The sequence below is a fragment of the Streptomyces sp. NBC_00691 genome (genome assembly GCF_036226665.1).
In the GTDB taxonomy this organism is placed as follows: Bacteria; Actinomycetota; Actinomycetes; order Streptomycetales; family Streptomycetaceae; genus Streptomyces.
The window spans coordinates 5,729,132-5,746,208 of record NZ_CP109007.1 but is presented as its reverse complement, the minus strand read 5'-3'; the positions used below and the strand labels follow the sequence as shown (position 1 = coordinate 5,746,208).

At 71.4% G+C, this 17,077-nt stretch carries 20 protein-coding genes; 5 read left to right on the top strand and 15 right to left on the bottom strand.

Translation table 11 applies throughout. The annotated features are described in order from the left end of the window. Nucleotides 1-212: 212 nt before the first annotated feature. Together OG392_RS26135 and OG392_RS26130 are read right to left on the bottom strand one after the other, a co-directional pair. Nucleotides 213-431: a hypothetical protein gene (locus OG392_RS26135; protein ID WP_015036455.1), complete on the bottom strand. Its 219-nt coding sequence runs from the start codon at nucleotides 429-431 to the stop codon at nucleotides 213-215. A 390-nt stretch (nucleotides 432-821) separates the two neighbouring features. Next, complete coding sequence (locus OG392_RS26130; RefSeq protein WP_187623050.1) at nucleotides 822-1,103, bottom strand: acylphosphatase; 282 nt, start codon at nucleotides 1,101-1,103, stop codon at nucleotides 822-824. Between the two features lie 202 nt (nucleotides 1,104-1,305). On the opposite strand from OG392_RS26130, the gene OG392_RS26125 reads away from it, so the two are divergent. Beyond that, entirely contained in the window at nucleotides 1,306-2,256 is a 951-nt protein-coding gene (locus OG392_RS26125) for a CAP domain-containing protein (RefSeq protein WP_329283477.1), read from the top strand. A 77-nt stretch (nucleotides 2,257-2,333) separates the two neighbouring features. Here OG392_RS26125 and OG392_RS26120 read toward each other — a convergent pair whose 3' ends face one another. After that, on the bottom strand, nucleotides 2,334-2,918 hold the full coding sequence (locus OG392_RS26120) for a flavodoxin family protein (protein WP_329283475.1): 585 nt from the start codon (nucleotides 2,916-2,918) through the stop codon (nucleotides 2,334-2,336). 128 nt (nucleotides 2,919-3,046) lie between these two features. On the opposite strand from OG392_RS26120, the gene OG392_RS26115 reads away from it, so the two are divergent. Next, entirely contained in the window at nucleotides 3,047-3,433 is a 387-nt protein-coding gene (locus OG392_RS26115; protein ID WP_329283473.1) for a winged helix-turn-helix transcriptional regulator, read from the top strand. Nucleotides 3,434-3,507: 74 nt separating this feature from the next. On the opposite strand, the gene mutM is transcribed toward OG392_RS26115, so the two are convergent. The 9 genes from mutM to OG392_RS26070 all read right to left on the bottom strand — a co-directional run bounded on the left by mutM (nucleotide 3,508) and on the right by OG392_RS26070 (nucleotide 12,513). Beyond that, complete coding sequence (gene mutM / locus OG392_RS26110) at nucleotides 3,508-4,368, bottom strand: bifunctional DNA-formamidopyrimidine glycosylase/DNA-(apurinic or apyrimidinic site) lyase (protein WP_329283471.1); 861 nt, start codon at nucleotides 4,366-4,368, stop codon at nucleotides 3,508-3,510. A gap of 117 nt (nucleotides 4,369-4,485) precedes the next feature. Next, nucleotides 4,486-5,298 carry a ribonuclease III gene (rnc, locus tag OG392_RS26105; protein ID WP_329283469.1) on the bottom strand — a complete coding sequence of 271 codons (813 nt, stop codon included), beginning with the start codon at nucleotides 5,296-5,298 and terminating at the stop codon, nucleotides 4,486-4,488. A gap of 20 nt (nucleotides 5,299-5,318) precedes the next feature. Next, the gene (rpmF, locus tag OG392_RS26100) at nucleotides 5,319-5,492 is read right to left on the bottom strand and encodes a 50S ribosomal protein L32 (protein ID WP_015036448.1); all 174 of its coding nucleotides are present in this window, start codon (nucleotides 5,490-5,492) and stop codon (nucleotides 5,319-5,321) included. A gap of 2 nt (nucleotides 5,493-5,494) precedes the next feature. Further along, nucleotides 5,495-6,211, bottom strand: coding sequence for a YceD family protein (locus tag OG392_RS26095; RefSeq protein WP_443055100.1), 717 nt, complete (start codon nucleotides 6,209-6,211; stop codon nucleotides 5,495-5,497). 88 nt (nucleotides 6,212-6,299) lie between these two features. Next, nucleotides 6,300-7,361: a cell division initiation protein gene (locus OG392_RS26090; RefSeq protein ID WP_329283467.1), complete on the bottom strand. Its 1,062-nt coding sequence runs from the start codon at nucleotides 7,359-7,361 to the stop codon at nucleotides 6,300-6,302. 110 nt (nucleotides 7,362-7,471) lie between these two features. Beyond that, nucleotides 7,472-7,951: a pantetheine-phosphate adenylyltransferase gene (gene coaD / locus OG392_RS26085; protein ID WP_187284142.1), complete on the bottom strand. Its 480-nt coding sequence runs from the start codon at nucleotides 7,949-7,951 to the stop codon at nucleotides 7,472-7,474. A 26-nt stretch (nucleotides 7,952-7,977) separates the two neighbouring features. Further along, nucleotides 7,978-8,562, bottom strand: a complete 585-nt coding sequence (rsmD, locus tag OG392_RS26080; RefSeq protein ID WP_319319774.1) for a 16S rRNA (guanine(966)-N(2))-methyltransferase RsmD — start codon at nucleotides 8,560-8,562, stop codon at nucleotides 7,978-7,980. A 67-nt stretch (nucleotides 8,563-8,629) separates the two neighbouring features. Beyond that, on the bottom strand, nucleotides 8,630-10,837 hold the full coding sequence (gene recG, locus OG392_RS26075; RefSeq protein ID WP_329283464.1) for an ATP-dependent DNA helicase RecG: 2,208 nt from the start codon (nucleotides 10,835-10,837) through the stop codon (nucleotides 8,630-8,632). A gap of 59 nt (nucleotides 10,838-10,896) precedes the next feature. Beyond that, nucleotides 10,897-12,513: a DAK2 domain-containing protein gene (locus tag OG392_RS26070; protein ID WP_329283462.1), complete on the bottom strand. Its 1,617-nt coding sequence runs from the start codon at nucleotides 12,511-12,513 to the stop codon at nucleotides 10,897-10,899. Between the two features lie 277 nt (nucleotides 12,514-12,790). Between OG392_RS26070 and rpmB the strand changes: the two genes are divergently transcribed. Next, nucleotides 12,791-12,976, top strand: coding sequence for a 50S ribosomal protein L28 (gene rpmB / locus OG392_RS26065; RefSeq protein WP_015036441.1), 186 nt, complete (start codon nucleotides 12,791-12,793; stop codon nucleotides 12,974-12,976). 127 nt (nucleotides 12,977-13,103) lie between these two features. On the opposite strand, the gene thiD is transcribed toward rpmB, so the two are convergent. Both thiD and OG392_RS26055 read right to left on the bottom strand, forming a co-directional pair. Further along, nucleotides 13,104-13,904 carry a bifunctional hydroxymethylpyrimidine kinase/phosphomethylpyrimidine kinase gene (thiD, locus tag OG392_RS26060; RefSeq protein ID WP_329283460.1) on the bottom strand — a complete coding sequence of 267 codons (801 nt, stop codon included), beginning with the start codon at nucleotides 13,902-13,904 and terminating at the stop codon, nucleotides 13,104-13,106. Further along, complete coding sequence (locus tag OG392_RS26055) at nucleotides 13,901-14,863, bottom strand: thiamine-phosphate kinase (protein WP_329283459.1); 963 nt, start codon at nucleotides 14,861-14,863, stop codon at nucleotides 13,901-13,903. The genes thiD and OG392_RS26055 overlap by 4 nt, the downstream gene beginning before the upstream one ends. A gap of 233 nt (nucleotides 14,864-15,096) precedes the next feature. Here OG392_RS26055 and OG392_RS26050 point away from each other — a divergent pair, with 233 nt between their 5' ends. Next, nucleotides 15,097-15,330, top strand: a complete 234-nt coding sequence (locus tag OG392_RS26050) for an Lrp/AsnC family transcriptional regulator (protein ID WP_015036438.1) — start codon at nucleotides 15,097-15,099, stop codon at nucleotides 15,328-15,330. Between the two features lie 23 nt (nucleotides 15,331-15,353). Continuing rightward, entirely contained in the window at nucleotides 15,354-15,833 is a 480-nt protein-coding gene (locus OG392_RS26045; protein WP_329287458.1) for a DUF3515 domain-containing protein, read from the top strand. Between the two features lie 54 nt (nucleotides 15,834-15,887). Here OG392_RS26045 and OG392_RS26040 read toward each other — a convergent pair whose 3' ends face one another. Beyond that, nucleotides 15,888-17,027 (bottom strand): D-alanine--D-alanine ligase family protein, encoded by a 1,140-nt coding sequence (locus OG392_RS26040; RefSeq protein ID WP_329283456.1) that lies wholly within the window; start codon nucleotides 17,025-17,027, stop codon nucleotides 15,888-15,890. Nucleotides 17,028-17,077: the final 50 nt, after the last annotated feature.

Here is a 17,077-nt window from a genome sequence, read left to right as displayed (position 1 = left end):
CCGCGAAGGTGTAGGGCAGATCCTCGGGTGAGGAGGGGTGGGACGGGAGGGGAACGGCGGGTGAAAGAAAGAAGGGACGCCGAAGCGCCCCTTGCATGTCTGCTCTGCCGGCGTGAGTGTTCACTAGGCTCCACCGGCATGGGTGTCCATGCGGCTGTGCCGACGTGAGTCCGGCGCGAGTGGTTCCCACCTGGCCCCTCGGGGCTGGGTTGTCAGGTGAGCGCAGGCTCCGCCTGGGGTACGTCGAGGTCGATGCTGTTCAGCAGTGACTCTCCCTGGTGCTGAGCGGCGGCCGCGGCGAGCGAGTCGTTCTCGGACTGGATCCGTACCAGCTCGGATTCCAGGTCCTGGACGCGCTGCTGAAGCCGTCGCATCTCGGCGAGGAGTCGCGGGTCGGAGCCGCCGACGTAACCGAGAAGCGCCTTTGCCATGATGAGTGGTCCTCCACAATGAGTGACCGACCGTAGCGGTTGGGTCGTGAGGGATTTCGCACCCGCGGTGCTCGGCAGTACTGCTCGTCGTGCCGGTTCCACTGCCAAACAGCTAAGGTGCGCGGGGATTCCAGAGTCTCACCAAAAAGTTTGACGGTCAACACGATCACGCCCCGTTTGAAGGGCCGACCGAGGAGTCCCGGGCCGCTCAGCGGGCGGCGGGGCCTCATGAACTCGGTGCCTCAGGGCGTCGCGATCATCCTTACCCGGCAGCCTTCCATGACGGCCGCTCCTTGGCAACCACCAGGCGGTTTCCCCGTCACCCGGCTGTTACCGCGCGTCCTTTCGAGGCCCCGTTCGGTCACCGGAGAGGGTGTCGGAGAGTGATCGTCAGCGGATGGCGAAGCCGTCGTAGCCACCGCGCGGGGTGGCCCAGATCTCAGTGACGCCGTCCACGCGCCCGGGTGTGTCGGAGGAGTGGAGCCAGGCGAGCAGACGGTGGCAATTCTCACGCGCCCCTTCGGCCACGACCTGCACCCTGCCGTCGTCGAGGTTGAGGGCGAAGCCCACCAGGCCTCCGATCTCCAAAGCGTTTGCCCTGGTGAACCAGCGGAAGCCCACTCCCTGTACCCGGCCGCGTACCCAGGCGGTCATCCGAACGTCGTCACTCATGCCTGCACGCTAACGGGCGGATTGCCAGATGAGCACATCGCCCCCGGCCCGCATGGACTACAGTCCCGACCGAACACGCCTCACCCGTTCGGACCCGCCCTGTTCGACCGCCGGTCCGAAACGGTACCGACAGCAAAGATCAGCAAAGGCCGCAGGGCCGGCACAGGACCACAGCAGGACCAGCAAGAGGAAGGCAGACCAGATGGGACGCCACCGTCGCGCCGGAGCCGCACCCGCCGCAGAAGACTACGCGGACGGTTCGGACCGCCGTCACCGGGGTACCCGCCGCAAGCGGCGCGCCCCCGTGCGCACCGGCCTGCTCGGAGCCTCCGCCGCCGTAGCGGTGGGCGCCATCGCCGTCGCCTCGGGCCTGCTGCCCGGCGGGGACACCTTCACGGTCGGCAGCGCGGGCACGAGCGAGCGACCGAGCCAGTCCCGGCAGACGCCGGAGCTGACGACGCAGGGCGGGTCCACGCAGACCCCGACCGGCGACGCGGGTACCACGCGGACCAGCACGAAGGCGAACGCGGGCACGGACAAGGGCAAGGCGGCCTCGCCGTCGGCGACCCCGTCCACGAAGCCGGCCCCGAAGGCCACACCGACCCCGACGAAGGCGCCGACCAAGGCCCCGACGAAGGCTCCGGCCAAGCCGGCGCCGAAGCGGACCACGGCCGCGCCGTCCACGAAGGCTCCCGCGCCGAAGGCCGAGCCCAAGCCCGACCCGACGACCGAGGCTCCGGTCGAGACGACCGCGGCCCCCTCCACCGCCGACCGCGGCGTGGCCGCCGAGGCGGAGGTCGTCCGGCTGGTCAACGTCGAGCGCGCCAAGGTGGGCTGCTCGCCGGTGAGCGCGGACGCCCGGCTCGCGGCGCTGGCCGGGGCGTTCAGCTCGGACATGGCGGCCCGCGGCTTCTTCGACCACACGGACCCCGACGGGAACACGCCGTGGGCGCGCGCCGAGAAGGCGGGTATCGCGGGCCTCGGCGGCGAGAACATCGCCCGCGGCCAGGCCGACGCGGCGGCCGTGATGGAGTCCTGGATGAACAGCGACGGCCACCGCGCCAACATCCTGAACTGCGACTTCACCACCCTGGGCGTGGGCGTCCACTTCGCCGACGGCGGCCCCTGGTGGACCCAGGACTTCGGCTACTGAGCCGTCGGTCCGCGCACCGACCCGACGTGAAAGGGCCCGTCACCTTCTCGGTGACGGGCCCTTTCACGTAGCGGAACTCAGGCGGCGGCCTTGCCGGCCGCGAAGGTACGGGCCGTCAGGGCGACACGGCGGCCGAGGTGTTCGGCGGTCGCGACGTCCGCCTTGTGGACGCCCTCGGGGCCCAGGTCGCCGGGGGTCTGACCGGCCGCGCCGGAGAAGAAGCCGAGGCGGTTGAGGTCGTTCTCGGAGGCCTCGCTGGTGTTCCAGCCGGGCTTGAGGCCGAGGTTGACCCAGTGCATGCCGTGCTGCCCGGCGAGGATCTGGAAGTACTGCAGGGTGTGCAGCTTGTCGCCGCTCTTGGAACCGGAGTTGGTGAAGCCGGCGGCGATCTTGTCCAGCCAGGTGTCGGCGAACCAGCGCTTCGAGGAGTTCTCGGCGAACTGGTGGAAGGCGCCGGAGGCCGTGCCCATGTACGTCGGGGAGCCGAAGACGATCGCGTCGGAGGCGTCGAGCAGCTCCCACTCGGCCTCGGTGATCCCGTCGACCTTGATCAGGTGGACGGTGGCGCCCGCGTCGACGGCGCCGTCACGGACGGCCTCGGCCAGGACTGCGGTGTGGCCGTAGCCGGAGTGGTAGGCGATGGAGACGACGGGGGTGGTCACAAGGGACTCCTCGGACGGGAACGGGTCGGTGGGGACGTCCAGAAGTAGAGCACTAACTTTTCGATAGCGCAACCTACTCGATAGCGCACACCTGGCAGTGAGCGCTGTGCGGGAGTACGGTGGAGGGCATGACTGACGACCTCGCCTTCGACGTGTTCGCGCGCGCCTGCCCCTCGCGCGGCACACTGGAGCACGTGACGGGCCGCTGGGGCAGCCTGACCCTCGGCGCCCTGCACGACGGGACGTTCCGGTTCAACGAACTGCGGCGCCGGGTCGACGGCGTGAGCGAGAAGATGCTGTCGCAGACCCTGCACGCACTGGAGCGCGACGGACTCGTCCATCGCGAGGCACAGCCGACGAATCCGCCGCGGGTCGACTACCGGCTCACCCCGCTCGGCCGCGAGATCGCGGAGCGGCTGATCGGCCTGATCGAGCTGGTGGAGGGCCGGATGCCGCAGGTCGAGGCGGCCCGGGAACGTTACGACGCGGCGCGCGAGACCCCCGTCACGGCCTGACGGCCCAGTCGGTCACACCGGGCGGCACGGCCTGACGGTGCAGGCGGTCCCGCGCGGTCGCAGAGCCCGGCGGCTCAGGCGGTCCCGCGCGGTGGGCGCTGGCAGCGCGGGCAGAAGTAGCTGGAGCGGTTCATCCACGCGCGGCGCCGCATCGGCGTACCGCAGCGGCGGCACGGCTCGTCCTCGCGCCCGTAGGCGTCGAGCGAGCGGTCGAAGTAGCCGGACTCGCCGTTGACGTTCACGTACAGGCTGTCGAAGCTGGTGCCGCCGACCTCCAGGGCCGCGTTCATCACGTCGCGGACGTGGCCGAGGAGTTCGGCCGAGCGGGGGCGCGTGAGGGTGGCGGTCGGCCGGTCGTAGTGCAGCCGGGACCGCCAGAGCGCCTCGTCGGCGTAGATGTTGCCGACGCCGCTGATCAGCGACTGGTCGAGCAGCGCCCGCTTCACCGTCGTACGGCGCAGCCGCAGCGCGCTCTGGAAGGCGGCGTCGTCGAACTCGGGGTCCAGCGGGTCGCGGGCGATGTGCCCGATGACGTCCGGCAGTCCGTCGGGGGTCTGGTCGTGGAGCGAGAGACCGCCGAAGGTGCGCTGGTCGACGAAGCGGAGCTCGGTGCCGGCCGCGTCGTCGAAGCGGACGCGGATACGGAGGTGCTTCTCGTCCGCGGCGTCCTCCGGCTGGACGAGCAGCTGCCCGCTCATGCCGAGGTGCCCCAGGACGGAGGTGCCGGTCTCGGCGAGCGGCAGCCACAGGTACTTGCCGCGGCGGCGCGCCACCTCGAACCGCTGCCCCTTCAGCCGGGCCGCGAAGTCCGCGCCGCCCGCCGGGTGCCGGCGTACGGCCCGGGGGTGCAGCACCTCGACCTCGGTCACCGTCCGTCCGGCGACCCAGCGCTCCAGACCCCGCCGTACGACCTCGACCTCGGGCAGCTCGGGCACGGGAATCCTCCGGACGTACGTCTTCGACAGCGGCCTCAACCCTACCGCCGCGGCTTCGGCGGAAAAGACGAGAACCCCGCCCTGGGGCGGGGTTCTCGGGAAGCGGGAGTGCGGCCGTCAGGCCGACGCCCGGTGGGCGGTCGGAGAGGGGTCGGCGACCTCTCCCGGTCCCGCCTCGGCCGCGGCCTTCGCCGCCGCCGCGCGTTCGTCCGCGGCCGCGCGAATCGCACGCCACGCGGACTCCGCCGCCTGCTGTTCCGCTTCCTTCTTGCTGCGGCCGGTGCCGGTGCCGTACGAGACACCACCGACGCGGGCGGCAGCAGTAAAGGTCTTCTCGTGGTCCGGACCCTCTTCGGAGACGAGGTATTCCGGAACACCCAGGCCCTCGGCCGCGGTGAGCTCCTGGAGACTGGTCTTCCAGTCCAGGCCGGCACCGAGGTTCGAGGACTTCTCGATCAGCGGGTCGAAGAGCCGGTGCACCAGCTCGGACGCCGCATCGAGGCCCTGGTCGAGATAGACCGCGCCGATCACCGCTTCAAGGGTGTCGGCGAGGATGGACGCCTTGTCCCGGCCGCCCGTGCCCTCTTCGCCCCGGCCGAGCCGGACGAAGGAGCCGAGTTCGAGTTCGCGCCCCACGTCCGCCAGCGCACGCGAGTTCACCACCGCGGCCCGCAGTTTGGCCAGCTGGCCTTCCGGCAGGTCGGGGTGGGTCCGGTACAGCGTGTCCGTGACCACCAGGCCGAGCACGGAGTCCCCGAGGAACTCCAGCCGCTCGTTGGTGGGCAGACCGCCGTTCTCGTACGCGTACGAACGGTGGGTCAGCGCACGCACCAGAAGGGCGGACTCGAGCTGATAGCCGAGCCGCCCTTCCAGAAGCGTGTGGGACGAGGCATGGTCCGTCTTGTCGTCCGTCTTGCGGGACTCAGACATTGCGCCTCTCACCAGCCCAATCAGACCGAGAGGACCTGGCGCTTGTTGTAGGTGCCGCAGCTCGGGCACGCGATGTGCTGCAGCTTCGGCTCCTGGCAACGCTCACACGAAACCAGGGTGGGGACCGCAGCCTTCCACTGCGACCGGCGGTGGCGCGTGTTGCTGCGCGACATCTTCCGCTTCGGAACAGCCACGGCTACTTCTCCTGCTTCTCGGCGGCGCTTCGGACGTCCCCGTCAGAGGCTTTGCCGCTCATGTTGTCCTTCTCATCGGTTCCCAGCGAACCGGCGAGTCCCTGCAGTGCCGCCCAACGAGCGTCGACGGCGTCATGGTGGTGGTCGGGGTTCTCGTTCAGGTTCGCTCCACACTCGGAGCACAGACCCGCACAGTCCTCCCGGCACACCGGCTGCATCGGCAGTGCGAGCACCACCGCATCACGCAGCACGGGTTCGAGGTCGAACATGCCGTCCTCGAGGGGGATCATGTCCTCGTCTGCCTCGGCTTCGTCGTCCGCGGCCGCCTTGGAGCGGCCCCGGTCGTCGGAGTCGGGGTACGAGAACATCTCCTGGAAGTCCACATCGAGCTCCAGCTCGACGGGCTCCAGACACCTTACGCACTCCCCCTCGGCCGATGCACGGGCGGTGCCTGTGACAAGCACCCCTTCCATGACCGACTCAAGACGGAGATCGATTTCCACCGGAGAGCCCTCGGGCACTCCGATCACTCCTTCGACGCCCAGGTCCCTGGGGGCCTCGATCGAGCGGGAGATCCTCTGGAGGGCACCAGGACGCCGCCCCAGCTCGTGTGTGTCGAACACGAGGGGGTTGCGGTGGTCGAGGCGCGTGCTCAGGGCTCTTCCTGCTTTCGAATTCGTGCTGCGTCGAGGAGGCTGCCAGACGTGGGCAGCATGGATCGCGGAGATACGCGCGACCGAAGAGCCAGGATACTGGACGCTTCGCCCAGGGCCCAATCCGGGCCTTGAGGGTCTTACCGGCCCCGGTCTACTGGCCCTGCTCGTAGCGGCGCAGCTGCTCCAGATCGATCATGCCCGTGTCGAAGAAGCTGGTCTCGTCGAGCGCGGCCCCCTGCTGCTGGTGCCCCTGCGGGTGCCCCTGCTGCTGGACGGGCTGCTGGTACGCGTAGGGGTCCTGCTGCTGATAGCCGTACGGGTCGGCGTGCTGCGCCTGCTGCTGGTACGCGTACGGGTCTGGCTGCTGCTGGACCTGCTGGTAGCCGGCGTACGGGTCGGGCTGCTGCTGCGCCTGCTGGTACGCCGCGTACGGGTCCGGCTGGGGCTGGGACTGCGGCTGGGCGGGGATCTGGACCGGCTCGGGGTCCGAGAGCTCCGCGAGCCCGGCCAGGTAGTCGGAGTCGCTGGTGTGCACGGCGCCGCCGAGGCCCTCCTGGGCGGCCATGTGCTCGCCCAGGGCGTCGGTGGCGATCCGGCCGTGCAGCTTCTGCCGCCCCCGGCCGACGGCCTCCAGGGTCTTGCTGAGCACCGCCTCGAAGGCGCCGAGCTTGGCGTCGACGTACTCGTCGGCCCGGTGGATCAGGGTCTGCGGGTCGGCGCTGTACTCGGGGGCGTCCTCGTCCGCGTAACCGTTCTGGTCGAGGCCGGGGCCCCGGCCGAGGAGCTTCTCGCGGCCCCGGTCGACGGAGCCGATCGTCTTGTTGAGGACGACCTCGAAGTTCGCCAGCTTGGAGTCGACGTAGTCGTCGGCCTCGGCGCGGACCTCCTCGGCCTCGCGGCGGGCCTCGGAGAGGATCCGGTCGGCCTCCTCCTGCGAGAGCCGGGCGACCTGGGTGTCGGAGACGATCGAGCCGCGCTCGGTGTGGGCGGCCTCGATGATCCGCTCCGCCTCCTGGCGGGCCTGCTCGACCATGTGCTCGCGGCCGCCGATCAGCTCCTGCGCCTGAGCGAGGGAGCCCGGCAGGGCCTCCCGCACCTCTTCGAGCAGGGCGAGCAGCTCGGCGCGATTGACCACGCAGGATGCCGACATGGGCATGGAACGGGCGCCCTGCACGGTCGCGACGATCTCGTCGAGCTTCTTCTGTACGTCCACCGGGTGCTCGCCACTCTCTACAGCTGGATGGAGACGGACGGGACGACTGTAAGGGCAGTCGGCGCCCGTCCGACACCGGGTGACGGAGCGTCAGCGGCGGTGGCCGCGCGTCACTTCCGCGCCAGGCGCTCGGTGAGCCGGGGAAGGACCGTCGGCGGCACCAGGTGGGAGACATCGCCGCCCCAGGCCGCGACCTCCTTGACCAGCGAGGACGACAGGAAGCTGTAGGTCGGGTTGGTGGGGACGAAGAGGGTCTCCACTCCCGTGAGGCCGTTGTTCATCTGGGCCATCTGCAGCTCGTAGTCGAAGTCGCTGACCGCGCGCAGCCCCTTGACGATCGCGGGGATGTCGCGCTGCTTGCAGAAGTCGACGAGCAGCCCGTGGAAGGACTCCACCTCGACGTTGCCGAGATCGGCGGTCACCTCGCGGATCAGCTCGATCCGCTCGTCGACCGTGAACAGGCCCTTCTTCGACTGGTTGATCATCACCGCGACATGTACGACGTCGTACAGCTTGGAGGCGCGGGCGATGATGTCGAGATGTCCGTTGGTGATGGGGTCGAATGACCCCGGACAGACGGCGCGGCGCAACGTGGGTCCCTCGCTCTCCGGTCCGGTCATCGTGCGTCTTCGCACGTAGAGGCGGCGCGACCGTACCAAAACGTTCCCTCGCCGTAACGACGGGCCCGCAGTGGTTCAAAACCGGCCGGCCAGCCGAATTCTCCGCCTCTGGTGCTGCGCTCCACGGTGACGAGAGCGTCGTCCGCTAGCCAGCCCCCCGAGCGGAGTGTGAGGAGTATCTCGCGAAGATCCTCGTCGGTGACGGCGTACGGCGGGTCGAGGAAGACCAGGTCGTACGGGTCGGCGGGCGCCGGTCCCGTCACGATCTGTTCCGCTTTGCCGGTGCGGAGTTCGGCGCCGGGCAGGCCGAGCGAGGAGATGTTCTCGCGGATGGTCCGCGCGGCGCGCGGCTCGGCCTCGACGAGGAGGGCGTGGGCGGCGCCCCGGGAGAGCGCTTCGAGGCCGACGGCGCCGGAGCCGGCGTACAGGTCGGCGACCCTGGCGCCGTCGAGGGTGCCGAGGAAGGCGCCCCAGGTGGAGAAGAGGCCTTCGCGCGCCCGGTCGGAGGTGGGGCGGGTGCCGTTGCCGGGCGGCACGGCCAGGCGGCGCCCACCGGCGGTGCCGGCGATCACGCGAGTCATCGGTGTCCTCGTCCTGCGTCGTCCAGTGCGTACGTCTCAGGATATGACCGCGGTCCACACCGCGCGGTCAGCCCTTCTCCAGGTACTCCTCCCGGTCCTTGTCGAGCAGGGCGTCGAGCGCGGTGCGCAGGCCGGGGTGGGCGTCGAGGTCCGGGTCGGCGAGGACGACGGCGGTGGCCTCCTCGCGGGCGGCGGCGATGACCTCCTCGTCGTCGATGACGGTGAGGACCCGCAGCGAGGAGCGGACGCCGGACTGGGCCTGGCCGAGTACGTCGCCCTCGCGCCGCTGTTCGAGGTCGATGCGGGAGAGCTCGAAGCCGTCGAGGGTGGCGGCGACGGCGGCGAGGCGCTGGCGGGCCGGGGTGGCCTCGGGCATCTCGCTCACCAGGAGGCAGAGTCCGGGCGCCGAGCCACGGCCGACGCGGCCGCGGAGCTGGTGGAGCTGGGAGACGCCGAAGCGGTCGGCGTCCATGATCACCATGGCGGTCGCGTTGGGGACGTTGACGCCGACCTCGATGACGGTGGTGGCGACGAGGACGTCGAGCTCGCCCGCGGCGAAGCGGCGCATGACGTCGTCCTTGTCGTCGGGGTGCATGCGGCCGTGCAGGACGGCGATCCGGAGTCCGGTGAGGGGCCCGGTGCGGAGCTTCTCGGCGACGTCGAGGACGGCGAGCGGCGGGCGCTTCTCGGCCTCGTCCTCGGCGGAGGCCGTCGCCTTCGCCTTCTTCTTCTGGTCCTCCTCGTCGCCGATGCGGGGGCAGACCACGTACGCCTGGTGGCCCTTCCCGACCTCCTCGCGGACCCGTTCCCACGCGCGTGCGAGGAAGTGCGGTTTGTCGGCGGCGGGCACGACATGGGTGGCGATCGGGGAGCGTCCGGCGGGCAGCTGGTCGAGGACGGAGGTCTCCAGGTCGCCGAAGACGGTCATGGCGACGGTGCGCGGGATGGGGGTGGCGGTCATCACCAGGAGGTGCGGGGGCTGCTTGCCCTTGCCGCGGAGCGCGTCGCGCTGCTCGACGCCGAAGCGGTGCTGCTCGTCGACGACGACCAGGCCCAGGTCGTGGAACTGGACCTTGTCCTCGATCAGCGCGTGGGTGCCGATGACCAGGCCGGCCTCACCCGTGACCAGGTCGAGGAGGGCCTGCCGGCGGGCGGCGGTGCCCATGGAGCCGGTGAGCAGGACGACCTTGGTGGCCCGGTCGGCGCCGCCGAGCATCCCTCCCTGGGCGAGCTCGCCCATCATCTCGGTGATCGAGCGGTGGTGCTGCTGGGCGAGGACCTCGGTGGGGGCGAGCATGGCGGCCTGTCCCCCGGAGTCGACGACCGCCAGCATGGCGCGGAGCGCCACCATGGTCTTGCCCGATCCCACCTCGCCCTGGAGGAGGCGGTGCATGGGGTGTTCGGTGGCGAGGTCGTCGAAGATCTCCTGGGAGACCTTCCGCTGGCCGTCGGTGAGGGTGAAGGGGAGCTTGGCGTCGAAGGCGTCGAGGATGCCCTCGGGGACGGGCCGGCGGGCGACCGCGGGAAGTTGGGTGTCGGCGTGCCGGCGGCGGGCGAGGGCGACCTGGAGGACGAAGGCCTCGTCCCACTTGAGGCGTTCGCGCGCGGTGACGATGTCGGCCTGGGTACGGGGCCGGTGGACGAGCCGGAGGGCGTCGGGGAGCTCGGCGAGGCCGCGGCCCTCGCGCAGGGCGTCGGGGAGCGGGTCGACGGCGTCGACGGCGCTGGGCAGGACGGCGTCGACGGCCTTGGCGATCTTCCAGGACTCCAGCTTGGTGGTGGCCGGGTAGATCGGGATGAGGGCACCGGCCCAGACGTCGATCCTGTCGGTGCGATCCTCGCTGTCGCCGCGGAGGAGTTCGTACGACGGGTGGGCGAGCTGGAGGCGCCGGTTGAAGAGCGAGACCTTGCCGGCGAACATCGCGCGGGTGCCGGGCAGCAGGTCGTGGTGCGGCTTGTGCACGCCCTTGCCGAAGAAGACCAGCTGGAGGCGGCCGCTGCCGTCGGTGATGGTCACCTCGAGGCGCTGGCCGCGCCCCTTGGAGCCGTTGAAGGTGTGCACACGGGCGTCGGCGACCTGGGCCACCACCGTGACGTGCTCGTCGAGCGGCAGGTCGGCGAGGGTCGTCAGCTCCCCCCGCTCGGCGTACCGCCGGGGGTAGTGGTGGAGCAGGTCACCGACCGTGTGCAGGTCGAGTGCCTCGGCCATGACCTTGGCGGTGGCGGGACCGAGGGACTTCTTGAGTGGTTCGTCGAGCGCGGGCACGCGTTCCATTGCACACCACGCGACCGACAGTCGTCCCGGAGGCTGTGGACAACCACCGGGAAAAAGACCTATTCCACCCCGATGAGCAGCGGCGGAGCGCCCGCTCCCGCGTGGTACGTGGTGGTGTCGACGGCCAGGTAGCCGCGCCGGACGTGGGCCTCCAGGTCGGGGGCGAGTCCGGGCGGGGTGTCGTCGGCGACGACGAGGGTGACGAGTTCACCGCCGGCGGAGAGCATCCGGTCCAGAACGGTGCGGGCGGTGTCGGCGAGGTCGCTGCCGATGACGGCCACGTCGCCCTCGATGAGGCCGAGGACGTCGCCGGCCTGGCAGACGCCCGCCGAGGTGAAGGACTGCCGTTCGGCGACGGCGAGTTCGGCGTAGCGGGTGGCTCCGGCGGCGGCCGTCATGGCGACGACGTCCTCGTCGAAACGCCGGTCGGGTTCGTGGACGGCGAGGGCGGCGATGCCCTGGACGGCGGCCCGGGTCGGGATGAGGGCGACGCGGATGCCCTCGGCCCTGGCGCGTTCGGCGGCGGCGGCCGCGGTCTGCCGCAGGTCGGTGTCGTTGGGCAGGAGCACCACCTCGCGCGCGTGGGCTCGCCGGATCGCGTCGAGGAGGTCGTCACCGGCGGGCTGTTCGCCGGGCAGGGTCCGCACGGTCGTGGCGCCCGCCTCGGCGCAGAGCCCGGCGAGGCCCGCGCCGGGGACGACGGCGACGACCGCGCGCTGGGCCCGCTCCCCGCGCGCGGTGGCGGCGGCCGAGTCGGCGGCGAAGTGGGTGACGCGGATGCGGTGGGGCCGTCCGGCCTCGATCCCGGCCTCGACGGCGGCGCCCGCGTCGTCGACGTGCACATGGACGTTCCAGAGCCCGTCCCCGCCGACGACGACGAGGGACTCCCCCAGGGCGTCCAGCCGGGACCGGAGCAGCTCCACGGCCTCGTCCCCGGCCTCCAGGAGGTAGATCACCTCGTAGGCGGGCCCGTCCGCCGCGGGGCAGTCCTCCGGGGGCACGGGCGTGGTCCGCGCCTCGGGTGCCGGGGGCGGGGTCTGTCCGGTCACGGTCTCCAGGAGGGCCCCGAGGACGGTCACGAGGCCCCTGCCGCCCGCGTCGACGACTCCGGCGCGTTCGAGGACGTCGAGCTGCCCCGAGGTGGCGGCGAGGGCGGTCCTGGCCCCGTCGTGGGCGTTCCTGGCCACGTCGACGAGTGCGCCGCCGGCGGCGCAGGCCCCGGCCGCGGCGGTCGCCACGGTGAGGATGGTGCCCTCCACGGGGTGGGCGACGGCCCGGCGGGCCGCGCTCGCGGCCTCGCCGAGGGCGCGGGCGAGGTGATCACCGTCACAGCCGTCGGCGAGGACGCCCGCCATGCCGCGGAGGAGCTGGGACAGGATGGTGCCGGAGTTCCCGCGGGCTCCGAGGAGCGCGCCGTGCGCCATGGCCCGTACGGTCTCGGCGGTGTCGGGGGTGGGCGTGGAGGCGGCGAAGACGGCCTCGACGGCCTGGTGGGCGGCCTCCGCCGTCAGGTACAGGTTGGTGCCGGTGTCCCCGTCCGCCACGGGATAGACGTTGATCGCGTCGATCTCCTCGCGCTCCCGGCCGAGGGCGTCCAGCGACCGCGCGCACCAGGACCTGACCGCTTCGGCGTCGAGCTCGACGAGCTCCTCGAAGGGGTGAAGGGCTCGCGACAACGGGGGGTCCTCCTTCGGCGGTGAGCTCACCGCAGGGTAGACCGGGGGTGTTCCTCCCCCAAGCTCTCGGCTTCGCTCGGGCAGCGGGGACCCCTCGGTGACCTGGGCCCGGGGCGGGGTCCGCCGAGACCATGGTAGTTTCGTTCCACCGAGCCAGCCGTTGTATGCTGCTTCGGTTGCCCGGTTCCACACCGGGCCATCCCCCGGCAAGCCACTTCAGACTCCTGATTCCGGTGCGCCGGATTTCACTGTAATTCTGAAGTCTTTGGAGTGACCCGTGGCTGCCAACTGCGACGTCTGCGGCAAGGGGCCGGGCTTCGGCAACAACATTTCGCACTCGCACCGCCGTACGCCCCGTCGCTGGAACCCGAACATCCAGCGTGTGCGTGCCGTGGTCGGTCGGACGCCGAAGCGGCTCAACGTCTGCACCTCGTGCATCAAGGCCGGCAAGGTCTCGCGCTAATTGCGACGCGTGTTCTGTCGTAGCGCAGCCCCTGCGGTTGCCTTGAAAGGCCGGTTCACCTAGGTGAACCGGCCTTTTGCCTTGCCCGGGGACGGCAGGGCCGCCGGTGTGACCGACGACGGGGCCCTCAGTCCCTGAACCGCCAGCCGTGGTCGACCGGCCCGATCCCCGCGCCCAGCGCGAATCCGGCGGCGATCGCCCCCGTGACGTACTCCTTGGCCTCCCGTACCGCCTCCGGCACCGGGAGGCCTTTCGCGAGCCCGGACGCCACCGCGGAGGCGAGCGTGCAGCCCGTCCCGTGGGTGTGCCGGTTGTCGTGGCGCGGAGCGCGCAGCCAGTGCTCCTCGGCGCCGTCCGTGAGCAGGTCCACGGCCTCCTCGCCGGTGGGCAGGTGCCCGCCCTTGATCAGGACCCACTCCGGCCCGTACGACAGGACCGCCTCGGCCGCGACCCGCATGTCGGCCTCGTGGACGACGTGGACACCCGTGAGCTGTGTCACCTCGTCCAGGTTCGGGGTGGCGACGGTGGCCCGGGGCAGCAGCTTCGTGCGGACGGAGTCGAGCGCGCTCTCGGCGAGCAGGGAGTCCCCGTGCTTGGAGACGCCGACCGGGTCGACGACGACCGGGGCGGCGGTGTCGCCGAGCAGCTCGGCGACGGTCTCCACGAGGGCGGCCGAGGCGAGCATGCCGGTCTTGACGGCCTGGACGCCGATGTCGTCGACGACGGCCCGGTACTGGGCGCGTACGGCCTCCACGGGCAGCTCCCAGACGCCCTGGACGCCCCGCGAGTTCTGCGCGGTGACGGCGGTGAGCACGCTCATGCCGTGCACGCCGAGCGCGAGCATCGCCTTCAGGTCGGCCTGGATGCCGGCGCCGCCGCCGGAGTCGGATCCGGCGACGGTCAGCACCAGCGGGGGCGGGGAGGTCACTCGGTCTCCCCGAAGTGGTCCCAGCCGCCCACGCTGTGCCAGGGCGCGCCGTCCACGGTGACCTGGGGCAGTGCGGAGGGGTGGAGGACCTCGCCGATGACCTTCCAGCGGGCGGGCAGCTTCACGTCGGGCGGGAAGGTGGCCACGATGGCGTGGTCCTCTCCCCCGGTGAGCACCCACTGCATGGGGTCGACGCCGACGGCCTGGCCGATGTCGTTCATCTGGGTCGGGATGTCGATCAGCCCGGAGCGCAGGTCGATGCGGACCTTGCTGGCCTCGGCGATGTGCCCGAGGTCGGCGATGAGGCCGTCGCTGACGTCGCACATGGCGGTGGCACCGAGACCTGCGGCCGCGGGACCCGCGTGGTACGGCGGCTCGGGCCTGCGGTGGGCCTCGACGAAGGCCCGCGGGGAGCGGAAGCCCCGGGAGAGGACCGCGTAGCCGGCGGCGGACCAGCCGAGCCAGCCCGTGTAGGCGACGACGTCGCCGGGCTGGGCGCCGCCCCGGGTGACCGGGTCGTGGTTGCGCAGATCGCCGAGCGCGGTGATGGAGACCATGATCGTGTCGCCCCGGACGACGTCGCCGCCGACCACCGCGGCGCCCGCGACCTGACATTCGTCGCGCAGTCCGTCCATGAGTTCGGTGGCCCAGGTGACGGGGAGTTCGGCGGGGACGACGAGGCCGAGGAGGAGCGCGGTGGGGACCGCGCCCATGGCGGCGATGTCGGCGAGGTTCTGCGCGGCGGCCTTGCGGCCGACGTCGTACGCCGTCGACCAGTCACGGCGGAAGTGACGTCCTTCGAGGAGGATGTCCGTGCTGGCCACCACACGCCGGTCGGGAGCGGAGACGACCGCGGCGTCGTCGCCCGGCCCGATCCGTACCGCCGGGGTGGAGGTGAGCCGGGACGTGAGCTCCCTGATGAGCCCGAACTCGCCCAGCTCTCCGACTGTGCCCTTCACCGCGCCTCACCTCGTGTCTTCGTGCCGGCCGGCGGGCGGGGGCGCGTCTGTTCGCGCCGCGGGTCGCGGGCCGTCACCGTGCTGGGTACCGTCAAGTAGACCGTCAACTTCTGTCCTGCGTACGCCACCCCGCGAGCGCCTCGGGAGGCGCGGGTCTCCCCGCGGCCCGCGGCGACGCGGTACCGTGGCGTCCCTTTCTCCCACAAGATCCTCGTGGTCGCCCTGGAGGTTCCGTGGTTCAGGCGTACATCCTCATCCAGACCGAGGTGGGCAAGGCGTCGACCGTCGCCGACACCATCTCCAAGATTCCGGGGGTGCTCCAGGCGGAAGACGTGACCGGTCCGTACGACGTCATCGTGCGTGCGCAGGCGGACACGGTCGACGAGCTCGGCCGCATGGTGGTCGCGAAGGTCCAGCAAGTGGACGGCATCACGCGCACCCTCACCTGCCCGGTCGTTCATCTGTAGCCCCCGTCTACGCTTGGCCGGTGATCTCTTCCCACCGGCCCTTCGGCCTGCCCGCCGCCGTCACGGCAGCCGTGCTGCTGCTGGCCGCCGCCGGCTGTTCCTCGCCGGACGCCGCTGCGTCCGTCGAGGTTCCCAGCCCCCCGGCGGCGGAGGCCGCCCTCTGCCAGGATCTGGCGAAGGAGCTTCCCGGCACCGTGGCGGGGCTGGAACGGAGTGACCCGGAGCCCGGCTCCGAGTTGACCGCCGGCTGGGGTGACGGTGCGATCGTACTGCGCTGCGGGGTGCCCCGGCCCGAAAAGATGAGCGATCCCAAGGCGCAGGGCATCGAGGCGAACGGCGTCAACTGGATGCTGGAGCGTCCCGAGGGCGGCGGGCCCCGTTTCACCACGACGTACCGGAAGACCTACGTCGAGGTGACGCTCGGCGAGCGGTACACGCACGACATGACGCCGCTCGCGGATCTCGCCGATCCCGTACGGAAGACCGTGCCGCCCAGCCTCTGAGGGCGGCGGCACGGTCTTCCGGGGTGTCGGGGGCCGTCCGTCCGGCCCCGGGGGTCAGCGCAGGCCCGTGGAGCGGTTCAGCGCGGCCTGGATGAGCCGGTCGACGAGCTCGGAGTAGCTCACGCCGCTCTCCTGCCACATGCGGGGGTACATGGAGATCGGCGTGAAGCCCGGCATGGTGTTGATCTCGTTGATGACGAACTCGCCGTCCTCGGTGAGGAAGAAGTCGGCGCGGACGAGGCCCTCGCAGGAGACCGCCTCGTAGGCGGCGACGGCGAGGCGCTGGATCTCGGCGGTGGCCTCGTCCCCGATGGGGGCGGGCACGATGCCGGAGGCCGAGTCGATGTACTTGGCCTCGAAGTCGTAGAAGTCGTGGTCCGTGACCGGCGGGATCTCGGCCGGCACGCTGGCGCGCGGGCCGTCCTCGAACTCCAGGACGCCGCACTCGATCTCGCGGCCGCGCAGCAGCGACTCGACGAGGATCTTGGGGTCGTGGCGGCGGGCCTCCTCGATGGCCTCGTCCAGGCCCGAGAGGTCGTCGACCTTGGTGATGCCCATGGAGGAGCCGCCGCGGGCCGGCTTCACGAAGAGCGGCCAGCCGTGCTCGGCGGCGAACTCGACGATCTTCTTGCGGGCGGCGGCGGGGTTCTGCTCCCACTCGCGCGGCCGGACGACCTCGTACGGGCCGACCGGGAGACCGAAGGAGACGAAGACGCGCTTCATGTACTCCTTGTCCTGGCCGACGGCGGAGGCGAGGACGCCCGCGCCGACGTAGGGGACGCCGGAGAGCTCCAGGAGGCCCTGGAGGGTGCCGTCCTCGCCGTAGGGACCGTGGAGCATCGGGAAGACCACGTCGACCTCGCCGAGGGCCCTCGGCACGGCGCCGGGCTCGGTGAGGACGACCTCGCGGTTGGCGGGGTCGACGGAGAGGACGACGCCGCCCTCCGCGGACTCGGCCAGGTCGGCGACGTTCGGCAGGGCGCGGTCGGCGATCGCCATGCGCTCGGGGGCGTCGGCGGTGAGCGCCCAGCGCCCGTCCGTCGTGATGCCGATGGGCAGCACGTCGTACTTGTCCCGGTCGATGGCGCTCAGGACGGCGCCCGCCGTGACGACGGAGATGGCGTGCTCGGAGCTGCGTCCGCCGAAGACGACGGCCACGCGCGGCTTGCGGGGGCTCTGGGTGTTCTCGCTCATATCGCGATGAGCGTACCTTGCGACTCCCGAACTCCTGAGCGCCCCGCTGC

Coding starts and splice junctions, on each gene's coding strand:
- OG392_RS26135 (WP_015036455.1), bottom strand. CDS start 431: ATGGCAAAGGCGCTTCTCGGTTACGTCGGCGGCTCCGACCCGCGACTC.
- OG392_RS26130 (WP_187623050.1), bottom strand. CDS start 1,103: ATGAGTGACGACGTTCGGATGACCGCCTGGGTACGCGGCCGGGTACAG.
- OG392_RS26125 (WP_329283477.1), top strand. CDS start 1,306: ATGGGACGCCACCGTCGCGCCGGAGCCGCACCCGCCGCAGAAGACTAC.
- OG392_RS26115 (WP_329283473.1), top strand. CDS start 3,047: ATGACTGACGACCTCGCCTTCGACGTGTTCGCGCGCGCCTGCCCCTCG.
- rnc (WP_329283469.1), bottom strand. CDS start 5,298: ATGTCTGAGTCCCGCAAGACGGACGACAAGACGGACCATGCCTCGTCC.
- rsmD (WP_319319774.1), bottom strand. CDS start 8,562: ATGACTCGCGTGATCGCCGGCACCGCCGGTGGGCGCCGCCTGGCCGTG.
- recG (WP_329283464.1), bottom strand. CDS start 10,837: ATGGAACGCGTGCCCGCGCTCGACGAACCACTCAAGAAGTCCCTCGGT.
- OG392_RS26040 (WP_329283456.1), bottom strand. CDS start 17,027: ATGAGCGAGAACACCCAGAGCCCCCGCAAGCCGCGCGTGGCCGTCGTC.